This is a genomic window from Agromyces sp. GQ35, from assembly GCF_059758475.1.
The window spans coordinates 1,476,415-1,490,764 of record NZ_JCAXEO010000001.1 but is presented as its reverse complement, the minus strand read 5'-3'; the positions used below and the strand labels follow the sequence as shown (position 1 = coordinate 1,490,764).

At 68.1% G+C, this 14,350-nt stretch carries 13 protein-coding genes; 6 read left to right on the top strand and 7 right to left on the bottom strand.

Annotation, left to right across the window (positions count from 1 at the left end):
* Window positions 1-26 precede the first annotated feature (26 nt).
* Both AC6CH0_RS07020 and AC6CH0_RS07015 read left to right on the top strand, forming a co-directional pair.
* Window positions 27-2,918 carry an immunoglobulin-like domain-containing protein gene (locus AC6CH0_RS07020; RefSeq protein ID WP_498099120.1) on the top strand — a complete coding sequence of 964 codons (2,892 nt, stop codon included), beginning with the start codon at window positions 27-29 and terminating at the stop codon, window positions 2,916-2,918.
* A complete protein-coding gene (locus AC6CH0_RS07015) occupies window positions 2,912-5,110 on the top strand; it encodes a family 43 glycosylhydrolase (protein WP_498099118.1) in 2,199 nt (732 codons plus the stop codon). The genes AC6CH0_RS07020 and AC6CH0_RS07015 overlap by 7 nt, the downstream gene beginning before the upstream one ends.
* 152 nt (window positions 5,111-5,262) lie before the next feature.
* Here the strand turns inward: AC6CH0_RS07015 and AC6CH0_RS07010 are convergent, their stop codons facing one another.
* Window positions 5,263-5,805 (bottom strand): dihydrofolate reductase family protein, encoded by a 543-nt coding sequence (locus AC6CH0_RS07010; RefSeq protein ID WP_498099116.1) that lies wholly within the window; start codon window positions 5,803-5,805, stop codon window positions 5,263-5,265.
* Between the two features lie 123 nt (window positions 5,806-5,928).
* Here AC6CH0_RS07010 and AC6CH0_RS07005 point away from each other — a divergent pair, with 123 nt between their 5' ends.
* Window positions 5,929-6,564, top strand: a complete 636-nt coding sequence (locus AC6CH0_RS07005; protein WP_498099114.1) for a TetR/AcrR family transcriptional regulator — start codon at window positions 5,929-5,931, stop codon at window positions 6,562-6,564.
* A 142-nt stretch (window positions 6,565-6,706) separates the two neighbouring features.
* Here the strand turns inward: AC6CH0_RS07005 and AC6CH0_RS07000 are convergent, their stop codons facing one another.
* From AC6CH0_RS07000 to AC6CH0_RS06980, 5 genes are read right to left on the bottom strand one after another with little or no spacing between them, the layout of a single operon-like run.
* A complete protein-coding gene (locus tag AC6CH0_RS07000) occupies window positions 6,707-7,375 on the bottom strand; it encodes a hypothetical protein (RefSeq protein WP_498099112.1) in 669 nt (222 codons plus the stop codon).
* A 54-nt stretch (window positions 7,376-7,429) separates the two neighbouring features.
* Window positions 7,430-7,756: a DMT family transporter gene (locus tag AC6CH0_RS06995; RefSeq protein WP_498099110.1), complete on the bottom strand. Its 327-nt coding sequence runs from the start codon at window positions 7,754-7,756 to the stop codon at window positions 7,430-7,432.
* Window positions 7,753-8,103 (bottom strand): DMT family transporter, encoded by a 351-nt coding sequence (locus AC6CH0_RS06990; RefSeq protein ID WP_498099108.1) that lies wholly within the window; start codon window positions 8,101-8,103, stop codon window positions 7,753-7,755. Before AC6CH0_RS06990 ends, AC6CH0_RS06995 begins: the two co-directional genes overlap by 4 nt.
* Window positions 8,100-8,636, bottom strand: coding sequence for a TetR/AcrR family transcriptional regulator (locus AC6CH0_RS06985; protein WP_498099106.1), 537 nt, complete (start codon window positions 8,634-8,636; stop codon window positions 8,100-8,102). The genes AC6CH0_RS06990 and AC6CH0_RS06985 overlap by 4 nt, the downstream gene beginning before the upstream one ends.
* A 60-nt stretch (window positions 8,637-8,696) precedes the next feature.
* A complete protein-coding gene (locus AC6CH0_RS06980; RefSeq protein ID WP_498099104.1) occupies window positions 8,697-9,323 on the bottom strand; it encodes an isochorismatase family protein in 627 nt (208 codons plus the stop codon).
* A 127-nt stretch (window positions 9,324-9,450) separates the two neighbouring features.
* Here AC6CH0_RS06980 and AC6CH0_RS06975 point away from each other — a divergent pair, with 127 nt between their 5' ends.
* Entirely contained in the window at window positions 9,451-10,398 is a 948-nt protein-coding gene (locus AC6CH0_RS06975; protein WP_498099102.1) for a GlxA family transcriptional regulator, read from the top strand.
* Window positions 10,399-10,512: 114 nt separating this feature from the next.
* Window positions 10,513-10,962 (top strand): MarR family winged helix-turn-helix transcriptional regulator, encoded by a 450-nt coding sequence (locus AC6CH0_RS06970; RefSeq protein ID WP_498099100.1) that lies wholly within the window; start codon window positions 10,513-10,515, stop codon window positions 10,960-10,962.
* 50 nt (window positions 10,963-11,012) lie between these two features.
* Here AC6CH0_RS06970 and AC6CH0_RS06965 read toward each other — a convergent pair whose 3' ends face one another.
* Entirely contained in the window at window positions 11,013-11,480 is a 468-nt protein-coding gene (locus AC6CH0_RS06965) for a VOC family protein (protein WP_498099098.1), read from the bottom strand.
* A gap of 49 nt (window positions 11,481-11,529) precedes the next feature.
* Here AC6CH0_RS06965 and AC6CH0_RS06960 point away from each other — a divergent pair, with 49 nt between their 5' ends.
* Window positions 11,530-14,055, top strand: coding sequence for an excinuclease ABC subunit UvrA (locus tag AC6CH0_RS06960; RefSeq protein WP_498099096.1), 2,526 nt, complete (start codon window positions 11,530-11,532; stop codon window positions 14,053-14,055).
* Window positions 14,056-14,350 lie beyond the last annotated feature (295 nt).

The following is a 14,350-nucleotide window of genomic DNA, read 5'->3' as shown; positions in this document are numbered from 1 at the left end:
CCCACCACCCATCACAAAGGAGTGACATGCGCGACATCCTCGTGCGAAAGCTGCGAACGGGGGCCGCAGCGGTTGCGGCCGTCGCCGCCCTCGCTGTTGCGGGCGCCATCGCCCCGCAGGCCGCCGGTGCCGTCGAGGCGCCCGCCCCGCTGATCCACTACACCTTCGACGCCGCCGTCGGCGGCGTCGTCAGCGACGCGTCCGGCAACGGGCACGACGGCGTCATCAAGCAGAGCGGCGCCACCGTCAACGCGGGAGCGCTCTCCCTCCCGGGTGGGGCACGCGCGAGCGCCGCCTACCTCGAGATCCCGACCGTGGGCCTCGTCGGCAAGAAGCAGCTCACGATCTCGACCTGGCTCAGCAACCGTTCGGGCCCGGCGAACGTCGGGGCCGTGTTCATCGGCGCGCCGGTCGCGTCGGGAGCCTCGTACTCGAGCGGCTACTGGATGCTCAACCCGACGAACCCGAGCGGCTTCGTGAAGTCGGTCGTGACGAACACCGTCAATGCCGGCGCCCCGTGGGGCACCGAGATCGGCCCCGGCGCGACGAACACCGCGACCACGGGTGCACGCACGCCGTCGGGCATGGCGCTCTACACGACCGTCATCGACGGGATGAACGCGAAGCTCACGGTGTACGTCAACGGCCAGCAGATCGGCCAGCACGCGATCGCGCGCGATGTGTCGTCGTTCGGCTCGAGCCTGCTGTCGTACCTCGGCCGCTCGACCTACAACGACCCGGGCTGGGCCGGCGACATCGACGACTTCGCCGTGTACGCTGAAGCGCTCGACACGACCACCGTGCAGCAGGTGTTCGCCGACCAGGCGATCGATCGCGCGACCGCGGCGGTCTCGCCTCCGGCGAGCGCGACGGCCGACTTCGCCCTGCCGACGACGAGCCACGGCGCAACCGTCTCGTGGGCCTCCGACGGTGCGGCGATCGCCGTGTCGGACGGAACGGCGACGGTCACCCGCCCCGCCGGCGGCTCGGCCGACGCCGTGGTCACCTTGACCGCGACCTTCACCGCGGGCAGCGCGACGGCGACCCGCAGCTACACCGTCACGGTGCCGGCGCAACTCTCCGACCAGGCGAAGGTCGACGCGGATGCTGCGGCCCTCGCCATTCCCGGAGCCGCCGACGTGCGCACGAGCTTCTCGGTGCCGACGACCGGCGAGAACGGCTCGACGATTTCGTGGGCTGTCACCTCGGGCGAGGGCATCGCGGCGCTCCGCGACGGCGTCAAGCCGGGCACCGCGACCGTCGCGATCACACGTCCCGCCGCGGCATCCGACATCGTGCTCACCGCAACCGCGACCAGTGGCGCGGCCACCGCCTCACGCACGTTCACCCTGACGGTGCCCGCGGCGCCGGAGACGACGGCCGACCCCGAGGCCTACGTCTGGGCCTTCTTCACGGGCGAGGGCGCCGGAGCCGAGCGCGTCAGCCTCGCGGCATCCAAGGGCAACGACGCCTTGCGCTGGAACACGCTGAACGACGGCGAGCCCATCTTCACCTCGACGCAGGGCACGAGCGGGCTGCGCGACCCGTTCATCATCCGCTCGCACGAGGGCGACAAGTTCTACATGCTCGCCACCGACCTGAAGGTCGCCGGCCTGCCCGGCGGCTTCACGACGGCGCAGATCTCGGGCTCGCTCGGCATCGAGGTGTGGGAGTCGACCGACCTCGTGAACTGGTCCGACCAGCGCCATGTGCAGGTCTCGACCCCATACGCGGGCAACACCTGGGCGCCCGAGGCGTACTGGGACGACGAGCTCGGCCGCTACGTGGTGTTCTGGGCGTCGAACCTGTACCCGGGCACCGACCCCGCTGCTCGCACGGCCGTCACCTACAACCGCATGATGTACGCCACGACCGACGACTTCGTGACCTTCTCCGAGCCGCAGGTCTGGTCCGATGTCAAGCGGGGAACCGGCCGCGGCCTGATCGACTCCACGGTCGCCAAGGTCGACGACATCTACTACCGCTTCACCAAAGACGAGGCATCCATGACGATCCGCGAGGAGAAGTCGACCGACCTGCTCGCGACGATCAACGGCTCGCTGCCCGGCACCACGGGCGCCGCCGACGAGTGGACGCTCGTCAAGGAGCAGGTGGCCACCGGACTGCCGAACGGCGAACCGGGCAAGACCTTCACGAGCGGCGAGGGGCCGAGCATCTTCCCCGCGAACCCCGGTGACGTGAACAACCTCGACTGGTTCCTGTTCATCGACCAGCCCTCGTATCACGACGGCCCGAACTACTACATCCCGTTCGGCTCGAACGACATCGCCGATGGCTCGTCGTGGCAGCCGCTCGGTGCCACGCTGCGCGAGAACCTGCCGCAGAACAGCGACGGCGGCAAGCCGCGCCACGGCACCGTGATCCCGGTGACCCGGGCCGAGTACCAGACGGTGCTCGAGGCCTACGCCCCGGCGGTCGCCGTGGCCGAGGTCGCCCCCATCGAGGTCACCACGCGCCCCGGTCAGGCACCGGTGCTTCCCGGTGCTTCGCTCACGACGGTCGACGGCACGACCGACCAGGTCGACGTCACGTGGGAGGGCGTCTCGCCCGGCGACTACCAGGCACCCGGCACGTTCACGGTGCGCGGCGTTGCGCACGACGATTCGCGGATGCCGGTGACGGCGACCGTGACCGTCACGCCCGGCATCGACGTGGCGGCCTCGACCCGGTGCGTGGCCGGCAAGGCCGTCATCGTCGTCAAAGCGACGAACCAGTCGGACCAGGCGTCGAGCGTCACGATCACCTCGCCCTACGGCGAGCGCGTCGTGACGATCACGGCGGGCGCGAGCCAGTCGGCCACGTTCTCGAGCCGTCTCGTGACGGTGCCCACCGGTGAGGTCTCGGCCACCGCCGACGGCGTCACCACCACCGCTGCATTCGGAGGCCGCTCATGCTGAGACCGCTTCGCACCGTGCTGCGCACGGCGCTGATCGCCGCGCTCGCGTTCGGCGGCCTCACCGCCATCGACGCCGCGCAGGCCCCTACCGCCGAGGCGATCGGAGAGGACACCTTCACCAATCCCCTGGCGCCCGACACGGCCGATCCGACGATCGAGTTCCACGACGGCAACTACTACATGGTCGCCACCACGTGGGACAACAAGGTCGTGATGCGCAAGGCGCCGACACTCGCGGGCCTCGGCACGACCAAGCCGGTGACGGTCTACTCCGACACCAATGCGGGCCGCAACGGCAACATGTGGGCTCCCGAGCTCGAACGCATCGAAGGGCCGAACGGCTGGCGCTGGTACCTCATGTACACGATGGGCATCTCCGGCAATTTCGGCACGCAGCACCTGCAGGTGATCGAGAGCGCAGCGGATGACCCGATGGGCCCGTACACCTACAAGGGCCGGCCGATCCCGACCGACGACTGGAACATCGACGGCGCGTACCTGCACCTGAACGGTGAGCTCTTCGTGACCTGGTCGGCGTTCGCACCCGACGGGCTGCAGAGCAACTACATCGCGCGCATGACGACGCCGTGGTCGGCGACCGGGCCGCTCAACATCCTCTCGCAGCCGACCGAGCCCTGGGAGGTCATCGGGCAACCGGTGAACGAGGGCCCGATTCCGCTGCAGAAGGATGGAAAGACCTGGATCGTCTACTCGGCGAGCTTCTGCGGCACCGAGGACTACCAGCTCGGCACCCTCGAGTACCTCGGCGGCGACCCCGTGCTGTCGGCATCATGGCAGAAGAGCGACGGCCCGGTGTTCTCGAAGGCGAACGGCGTCTACGGCACGGGTCACAACGACTTCTTCACCTCGCCCGACGGCACCGAGACGTGGAATCTCTACCACGCCAACAACCGGCCGAACGGCGGATGCAGCCGCGAACGCTCAGCCCGCGCGCAGATCGTGAACTGGGGCGCCGACGGCGACCCCGACTTCGGCGTCCCGCAGGCGACCAGCACGCAGGTGTCGGTGCCGAGCGGCGAGAACGCGCCGATCACCGCCCGGGTCGAAGGCGCCAGGTGGAACCTCGTGAGCCGCAGCACGGGGCTCTGCGCCACGGTGCCGACTGATGAAGCCGGCGCTGCCGCGGTGCAGGGCGACTGTTCCTCGTCGCGCGCTCGCTTCGTGCTCGACACCACCGGAGACGGTTACCTGCGGGTCGTGAACGCCGTGAGCGGCGAGTCGCTCGGGCCCGACGAGTGCGCCACGGCCGAGGGCGCTGCCGTGCTGCAGACGCCCTTCCTCACCACGGGATGCCAGCAGTGGACCGTCACCTCGACGACCGGCGGCTGGTCGAAGCTGACGAACCGCACGAGCGGCAAGGTGCTCGACGCGGGCTCAGGCACGGCGGCCGGCGCCGCGCTCGTGCAGTCGACGGCGAACGCCGCGGCCGGGCAGGACTGGGCGCTCCGCCCCGCCGGCCAGGTCGTGGTCACCTCGATCGTCACGGGCAAGTCGTTCGACCTGCCCGGGTGCTCGACGGCCGATGGCGCGATCCTGCAGCAGCGCGAGTACGTCGCTGCGCCCTGCCAGGGCGTGAGCTTCACCGCTGCCGCGAACGGCGAAGCCGAGTTGCACCTCGGCTCGGCACCCGAGAAGTGCCTCGCCGTGGCCGGCGGATCGACGGCCGACAGCGTCGCGGTCACACAAGGCGCGTGCGGCATCGCCGGCAGCACCTGGCGAGTGCTCGTCGGCAACGACGGCACCGTCGAGTTCCGCAACGGCACGAGCCTGAAGGCGCTCGACCTCTCGTTCTGCGCGGCGGCCGACGGCACGCGCATCCACCAGTACAGCGTGCTGAACAACGACTGCCAGCGCTACCGCATCGCCTCGGTCGCGGCCGACCCCGTCGACGCGCCGATGCTCGAGGCGACCGCCACGACGCGCTGCGTCGCCGGCAAGGCCGTCATCGTCACCACGGTGCGCAACGCCGACGCCGTCGCCCTCGAGGTGACCGCCGCCGGTGCCTACGGATCGAAGACGTTCGCGCTCGACGCCGGTGCGTCGAGCAGCACGGCGTTCTCGACCCGGGCGAAGTCGGTCGGCGCGGGGTCGGTGACGGTCTCGGCAGCTGATCCCGCCGACCCGAGCCGGTCGGTGACGGTCACGGCGAGTCATCCGGCCGCGAGCTGCTGACGCCTCGGCACTGATCGCGCGGTCAACACTGCAACGATGAAGGCCGGTCGGGAAGCATCCCGACCGGCCTTCGTCGACTCGTGGGCCTGACGACCGACGATCGAGATCGAGATCGAGATCGAGACCGATGAAGAAGAGCGCGGCAGCGCCGGCTACGCAAGAACGCGGTAGCGGAGGTGGGTCTCGCTCGCGAAGGCCGACGTTTCGAGTCGTTCGAGCGTGATGCGCTTGCTCAGTCCGGTGAAGAGCGAGATCCCTTCTCCGAGCAGGATCGGCACGACGTCCAAGTGGATCTCATCGACGAGCCCGAGTTCGAGGCACTGTCTCGAGATGCTGCCGCCGAGCAGGCTGACCCACTTCTCCCCCGCCGCCTGCTTGGCAGCTGCAACAGCCTGCGCGATGTCATCGACGACGAAGGTGTACGTCACGCCGTCCTTCTCGATGGGCTCGTGAGCGCTGTGGGTCATCAGATACACCGGCACCTTGATCATGGCCCCGTACGGAACTTCTCCGTCCTCGATGGTCTGGGTCTTGTTCGCGCCGCCGACGACGGCGCCGATGCGCTGTACCACCCTCTGGACGGCGTCTTCGTCTTCAGGAGCCGCCGGGAATCCGTTCATCCAGTCGACCCCTCCGTCCACGTCGGCCATGAACCCATCCAGTGTCACCGTCGCGTGAATGAATACCTTCGACATTGCTCCTCCTTGAACGCGGCTACTTCGATGCCGCCAGAGGTGAGTCGGTCGACTCACCTCTGCCGAGAGTACCGCCCCCTTTGTCGTGAGTCAATGGACTCACCTTTGCGTCATACTTGAGGGATGCCACGCGAACTCTCTGCGTACCATCGACAGGTCGCCGCCGAGAACCGCGCTGCGATTCTCGAGGCGGCCGCCGGGCTGTTCCTCGAACTCGGGTATGACCGAACGCCGCTGGCCCGAGTCGCCATCAACGCGGGCGTCTCGAAGGCGACGCTGTTCAAGCAGTTCCCGACGAAGGCGGAGCTCTTCGAGGCAACGGTGCTCGCGGCGGGCGCGACGCCGGATTCCGAACTGCTCGAGCCGCCACCCGATGACTTCCATGCGGGCTTGGTCAGCCTGGGCATGGCGTACGCCGAGCTGTTGTCGCGGCCCCGAATCGCGGACCTGATCCGGGCGGTGATCGCCGAATCCGCGCGGTTCCCCGAACTGCGCCAGCGCACATTCGATTTCGGCACGCTGCCCGTGCTCCGGGCGCTCCGGCGCTTCCTCCACGAGGCGAACGCTCACGGAACCGCGAACGTGAGCGACCTCGACGTCGCCGCGGCGCAGTTCCTCGGCATGATCGCCACCGTCGTCTTCTGGCCCCGCCTCGTCCACGGCGATTGGTCGCTCACTGACGACGAGGTGCTCCGCACCGTCGACGAGGCCGCGCGAACGATCGCCGCCCGCTACGCCGCTTCCGACGAGCACAGATGACAGGTCATACGACCGAGAGCAGAACCACCAGAGGTGCAGCGACGGAATCGAACGGTGCGGCCGCGACGCATCACGTCGTGCCTTCGCACCGCCGGAGTCGTGCCTGTCGACTGGTTCACGGATTCGAACCGACCGAGGCGGCTCAGCGGCCGGTGACGGCGGAGCGGATGCGCTGCCAGAGCGGGTCGCCCTCACTCACGCCCGACACGATGCGCGCGACGCCGCCGGACTGACCGAGACCGCACGCGAGCGAAATCAGGCCGATGCACCCCGCGGCGATCGACATCGCACCGAATCGATCGCCCGCGACGTCGCGCGCCACGAGGGCGACGCCGGCGATCGCGAGCAAGAAAGCCAGCGTCGCCGTGGTCAGTCGCGCGAAGATCGGGGGTTCGAAGTTGGTCGTGCGAGTGAGCACCCAGGCGCCACCGCGCCGCTGTCGCCCACCGTGGCGATACGGTACGCGGAGCCAGGCCGCAGCCGCCCTCGTGAGGGCGCCGCCCGTCGTCCACAGACGCACCAACACGAACACACCCGTGAGCGCAATCAGCACCGCCACGGCGAGCACGGTGACATCGACGGCAGCCGGCGGGCGCCCGAGCGCGGCGATCGCATCGACCATGCCGCCCGTGACGAAGACCGCCAGCGTCGTCACGACGAAGGCGGAGAGGCCCCAGACCCAGCGCGACCAGCGCTCATAGTCGTGGCGCAGCTGCGTGACCACCTGATCAGCCTCGGCGATCGCCGCCTCGTCGGTTCCGACCGCTTCGATCCTCGGGCGCGATTCCGGCAGGATGAGCGTGAAAGCCATCCCATCAGGTTAGGTCGTCGATGCTTGCATCGCCGCCGCCGTGGTCGTCGCGGTTCAGTGAGCCTGGCTGCCGAGCTCGATGACGAAGACGCCGATCGCGATCAGCACGATTCCGGCGATCATGCGCCAGGTGAGGCGTTCCTTGAAGAACACGCGAGCACCGACGGCGGTGAGCGCGACGCCGCATGCCGCCCAGATGCCGTAGGCGATGCCGACCGGCATCCCTTCGGCGAGCGCGATCGTCAACAACGAGAAGGCCGAGATGTAGAACACCGCGACGGGCGCGATCCAGCGCTTCTTGCGAAGCCCCTCCGAGGCCCGCAAGGACATGGTCGCGGCGACTTCGGTCAGGATCGCACCGGCGAGGAGCAGCCAGGTCATGAGCGCACCTCCGGCTTCGCCGGCTTGGGCGTGACGTGGCCGGTCTCGACGAGCACGACTCCCGCGATCACGATCGCGATGCCCAGCCCGATCATGAACGTGAAGGGCTCGCCGAAGATCACGGAGGCGATCACCGCGGTCAGCGCGACCCCGGCGGCCGCCCAGATGCCGTAGACGACGCCGATCGGTGCGCCCATTCGGAGCAGCAGGGCCAAGGCGACGAACGCGCCCCCGTACCCGACCACGGCGAGCAGCGCCCACCACGGGTCGTCGATCGCGGCGCGCAGCGCGAGCGTCGCGGTGACCTCGAGCAGGATCGCGCCGGCCAGGATGAGCCATTTCTTCATGCGGGTGCCCCTTCGAGGAGTGCGGTGAGTCTGGTCAGCAGATCTGCGCGCTGCGCAGCGTCGATGGTGAGGATGCCGGTCGCCTCGGCAACCCAGAGGCCGTTCGCTGCCAGCCAGACGAGGAGGAGGGGCGTCGTATCGACCCCGTCGCCGAAGCCGAACCAGGTCTGGAGGTACTCCAGCCACGGCCGCGAGAGCTCCGGCCGCCTGACCGCTTCGGAGAACACGACGAACTCCCCCTGAGTCACGCCGCCCTCGCCGGCGAAGAGCACGAACGCTCGAACGCGTTCCGCGAGCGTCGACTCCTCGAGCGGCACCCCGAGCACGTTTCGCAGCTCGGCCTGCCACCGCCCGATGACGTGCTCGATGACGGCGATCATCATCGCGTCCTTCGTCGGGAAGTGGTACATGAGGCCGGCCTTGGTCAGGCCCGCCTCGTGGGCGACCGACTGGTATGTGAGGTCGGCGCCGCCGATCTCGTCGACCACTCGCATCGCGGCATCGAGGATGTCGGTGCGGGAACTTGTTCTCATGCCAGAACTTTACCTTACGTACGGTAAAGTTCTGGCATCGGCCGCCGGGGCTCGCGTCACTCAGATCGCCGCGCCGCGGAGTGCGGAGCCGGGCAGGTTGTCTTTCGGAAGCGCCGCGCCATCGCCGAGGGCACGAGTCCAGTCGTCGGTGGTCCCGACGGCGGCGAAGTTCGAGTTGAGCAGGGCCATGAGCGTGGTGTGCACCGTCCTGGCGTCGGCAGAACCGGCGTCATTGGCGATGTTGATGGCACCCGTGGCGTCCGAGAGTACTTCCGCGGCGAGCCCGTGCGTCTCCGACTCGGCGGCCGAGGCGAGAATGCAGTTGTTCGTCATGTACCCGACGAGCGTGATCGTGTCGACGTCAAGCTCGCGCAGCCACTCGAGCAGGTCGGTGCCGGCGAAGACGGTGCCGAACGTCTTCGTCACCGCCTTCCACTGCGGGCTCCGGCGCTGCGCGATCTCCGGGTGCAACTGGAATCCCGGCATGGTCGGGTTGAACACCGGCGCGTCGTCTCCGGACGTGTGCTGGATCACGGCCACGGGCACGCCAGCAGACGTCGCCGCGTCGATCGCCGCGGTGATCTTCGGCAGCGAGTCGGCGTGCGGCGGGTACTGGATCTCGAGTGGTCCGTCGAAGTACTCCTGCTGCACGTCGACGAGGATCAGGGCGCGGCGCGGGGTGCTCATGGTCATCTACTCCTGGTGATTCGGGGAGTCGCGTTTGTCGCGGCCTCTCGATAGTGACGCGACACGCCCGTGAACACCATTGGCACAAATGCCGCGTTATGATGAAAACAGGCCAAACGAGGGAACCATGAAAATCGCGATCTACGCCTTCGACGGCGTGACCATGTTCCACCTGTCCGTGCCGCAGATGGTGTTCGACGAGGTCGCCCGTCTCGGCCTCGGCGACTGGCAGACGGTGCTGTTCTCAGACCGCGCCGGATCGGTGCAGACCGCTGAGGGCTACAGCATCGGCGGCATCCGCGGGCTGAGTGCCGCCGAAGACGCGGATGTCGTGGTGGTGCCATCCTGGGTCGACGACGGTCGTGAGCCCCGGCCGGCATTCCGCCGGGCCCTCGTCAACGCCCAGGAGCGCGGGGCCACCGTCGCCGGCCTGTGTCTCGGCGCCATCGCAGTGGCCGACGCCGGCCTGCTCACGGGGCGCAGTGCCGTGACGCACTGGCACTCCGTCGACAACCTCGCCGCACGCCACCCCGACATCACGGTGGATGCCTCGGTGCTCTACCTCGACCACGGAGACGTACTCACCTCCGCCGGCACGGCTTCGGCTCTCGACGCGTGCCTGCACATCGTCCGCACGCGGCTCGGGGCAGACGCCGCCAACCGGGTCGCTCGCAGTCTCGTCGTGGCACCGCACCGTGAAGGCGGGCAAGCCCAGTACATCGAACGACCGATCTCGGTGGGCGCCGGCAGCGATCCGATCGCTGCGACCTCCGCCTGGGCACTGTTGCACCTCGACGAGGAACTCAGCGTCGAACGACTCGCCGAGGTGGCGCACATGAGCCGACGCTCGTTCATACGGGCCTTCCGAGTCACGACTGGCTCGACACCTGCAGCATGGGTGCGGTCCCGGCGTCTCGATGCGGCCCGCAGCATGCTCGAGACGACCGACCTCTCGATCGACCAGATCGCTGCCTCGTGTGGTTTCGGCAACCCGGTCACGCTTCGCCAGAACTTCGCTTCGGCCTTCGGCAGCACACCGTCGAGCTACCGACGCCGATTCGACGCTCGCCACTGACGCAGCGCGCATCCGACGTCGGTAGTGGTTGTCGGACGCCGTCTCGCGAGTGGCGTGCGACAATTGCAGAGACTTCCATGGAATGGATGCGTGTGACGCGACCTGAGGTGACGCATGACGAATTTGAAGCAGCTGTACCACGACCTCGTTCGGTTCGAGACCGAGTTGTGGGCTGTGGTGGATGCGCGCCTGCGCCATGACTGCGAACTGCAGCTGACCTGGTTCGAGATCATGCAGCTGCTCGGGCGTCGTTCGGGGCTGCGAGTACAGGATGTCGCCAAGGAGTTCGTGATCACTGTGGGCGGAACGAGCAAGGTGATCGATCGCATCGAGAAGGCCGGATTCTGCCTGCGAATGCCCAACCCGAACGACCGACGCTCGGCATTGCTTGTGCTCACACCCGCCGGAAGAGCGAAGCTCGACGAGGCGCTCCCGGTGTTCGAGGACGAGCTGCAGCGGCGGTTCGGATCAGTACTCGGCACCGCTGAGCTCGAGCGGATGGCGGCCGGGCTGAAGCTCCTCCGATCCAGCGCCTTCGCCGGCGACGACCGACTCACCGCGTGAGCCTTGACCGCCGTCGCGATCCGCGTCGGCGGTTCGCGACGGCGGTTCGGTCAAGCTCCGGCCACAGGCATCGAGTACACGCCGAAGTGATGGCCGTTCGCGTCGCGCAGACGGGCGAAGCTGACACCGGAGGCATCCACTACAGGTGGCATGAGCACCTCGGCGCCGAGTCGTTCTGCCTTTTGGATGGTGGCAGGTACATCCTCGACCAGCACGTAGAAGATCGCGTAATCGTCGAATCGGCCAGCGTGATCGAAGACGCCACCGCCAGGCCCGGGAGCACCGGGCGTGATCGCGGCGTGGTACTCCACGCCTTCCAGGTCGGTGTTGAGGCGGAACTGCCACCCGAACAGCTCACCGAAGAACTTCTTGACCTCCTCGGGCTTGTCGCTGCCGATTTCGAACCAGGACACCGAACCGATAGCCGGAGTGTTCACAATTGCATCTCCAATCGCCCGCAGGCAGACTTCGTGACGACTCCCAAGGCCGATCGGCAGCGGGAGGACGGGTCCCAGCATAAGCGATATAGTTGCCGCGGAATCAAATTGATGAGTCAGGGAGCAACCGATGAGCATCGACCAGCACAGCCTCGCAGCCGCTGATGCACCCCTCGTCACGCAGGTGCGCGGCGCCCGGGTGCACAACCTGAAGAACATCGATGTCGACGTTCCCTTGCAGCAGCTGGTGGCGATCGCGGGAGTATCGGGGTCAGGGAAGTCGTCGTTGGCGATGGGGGTGCTGTACGCCGAGGGGTCGCGCCGGTACGTCGAGGCGCTGTCGACCTACACGCGTCGCCGAATGTCGCACGCGAGCCGGGCCACGGTCGACTCCGTGCGACACATCCCCGCGGCACTCGCTCTCCGCCAGCGACCGGGGGTTCCCGGCGTACGGTCCACGTTCGGAACGTCGACGGAACTGCTGAACGTGCTGCGCGTGATGTTCTCGCGCCTCGGCTCGCACGTGTGCCCCAACGGACATCGGCAGGACCCCACGATCGACGTGGCCGCCAACAAGGATCTCGTCTGCCCGGTGTGCGGGGCGGTGTTCTACCCGCCGGGTGCGGAGTCGCTCGCGTTCAACTCTGATGGCGCGTGTCCCACCTGCGCGGGAACGGGAGTGGTGCGCGACATCGACGACCGGACCCTCATCCCCGATCCGTCGAAGACCATCGACCAGGGCGCCGTGGCACCGTGGGGCATGTTCGGGCTCGCGGTGATGCCGCAGGTCGTCGCCGAGTTCGGTGTGCGCACCGACATCCCCTACGCGGAGCTGACCGAGCAGGAGCAGCACATCGTGCTCGACGGCCCGGCCGAGAAGCGGCAGATCCGGGTCCCGTCGAAGTCGGGCAAGCTGTTCGACCTCAACTTCACCTATCGCAACGCGCGCCAGGCCGTGCGGGAGTCGATGAACAACGCCACAAGTGAGAAGGGCCTCGCTCGCATCAACCGGTTCATCAGCGCCGGCACTTGCTCGACCTGTCACGGCACCCGTCTCTCCGAGCAGGCGCGGGGCACCCAGGTGACTGGTATCAACCTGGCCGACGCGAGCGCGAAGACCCTCGCTGATGCTCTTGCCTGGGTCCCAACCGTCCCCGTCACCCTGCCCGCCAACATGCGCCCCATGGCCGAGCTGATCACCGGCCAGTTCGTCGAGATGGGCAGGAGGCTGATGCAGCTCGGCCTCGGCTACCTCACCCTCGACCGGGCGAGCTCCACCCTGTCGACCGGGGAGCGCCAGCGCGTCCAGCTCGCACGGGCCGTTCGCAACGAGACCACCGGGGTGCTGTACGTGCTCGACGAACCCTCCATCGGCCTGCACCCGGCCAACATCGAAGGCCTCATCGGGGTGATGCGAGACCTCCTGACCGACGGGAACTCCATCGTTCTCGTGGACCACGATGTGCAGGTGCTCCGCGAGGCCGATTGGATGATCGAGATCGGCCCCGGCTCCGGCACCGCAGGCGGCACCATCCTCGCCGAGGGCTCCGTCGAACAGGTCAGTGAGCATCCGGCGTCGTTGATCGGCGGATTCCTCGCTGGCCGCGAACCCGTGACCATGCGCCAACGCGCCCCCGAGACCGAGGTGTTCGCGCACGGGGCGATCCGGCTGTCGACCGCGCCGATCCACACGGTCCGCGCGCTCGACGTGGCGATCCCCAAGGGTCGCCTCATCGCCGTCACGGGTATGTCCGGTTCCGGTAAGACGACGCTCGTGCTCGACAGCCTCGTGCCGGCTCTCGCCGCCGCCCACAGCGGGGGCCCGCTGCCCGCGCACGTCACCGCCCTCGACGCCGAGGGCGTGACCCGGGCCGACGTCGTCGATGCGACCCCCATCGGCACCAACGTGCGCTCCACAGTCGCCACCTACAGCGGCGTGCTCGACGACCTGCGCCGCGCCTACGCGACGACACCCGTCGCGAAGGAGCGCGGGCTGACCGCCGGAGATTTCTCCTACAACACCGGTTCACTGAAGTGCCCCCGCTGCGAAGGCACCGGCCAGGTCGTCCTCGACGTCCAGTTCCTCCCCGACGTCGACATCCCCTGCCCGGAGTGCGGCGGCACTCGCTACTCACCCGACGCCGCCGGGATCGGGCTCGACACGACCAGCGGAAACCGTTCGCTCCCCGAACTCCTCGGGACCACGGTCGCCGACGCAGCAGACCTGCTTTCGCGCTTGCCGAAAGTGCGCAAGAAGTTGCAGCGGCTCATCGACCTCGGGCTGGGCTACCTCACCCTCGGCGAAGACACCCCCGCCCTCTCCGGCGGGGAGGCCCAGCGCCTCAAGCTCGCCACCGAGCTCGGACGCACCCACACCGGAACGCTCTTCGTCTTCGACGAGCCCTCCGTGGGCCTTCACCCCCTCGACATCCGCGTTCTGCTGAAGGTCCTCGACCGGCTGCTCGAGACGGGCGCGACGGTGATCGTGATCGAGCACGACCTCGACATGATTGCGAACGCCGACCACGTCATCGACCTCGGCCCCGGCGGCGGCGCCGACGGCGGACAGATCGTCGCGACCGGTACGCCTGAGCGCGTCGCCGGGAATCCAAGCAGCGTCACGGGAAGCCACCTCGCCAGCCTCGTCCTCCGATGAAGGGAGACAAGGCCGCGCCATGACATCAGACCATCAGGTCAAGCGCACCAAGCTCCCTGAACTCAAAATCATGGAATTTCCAGTCATCCAGCTGGCACCGGGGCGAAAATACCGCTTGGGCTCGTGCATTACCAGTGACTAACATCGGATGTTAACGGTAACGTAACGTGTCGTTCCGTGGAGTTCGGCAGTGACGAAAGGCCGATTGAACGGGCGCAAGGGAGCGCTCAACCATCGGACGCGCCACCTCGGAACTCCGGACGCTCATCCCGCCACGGTCCATCCATCACATTGA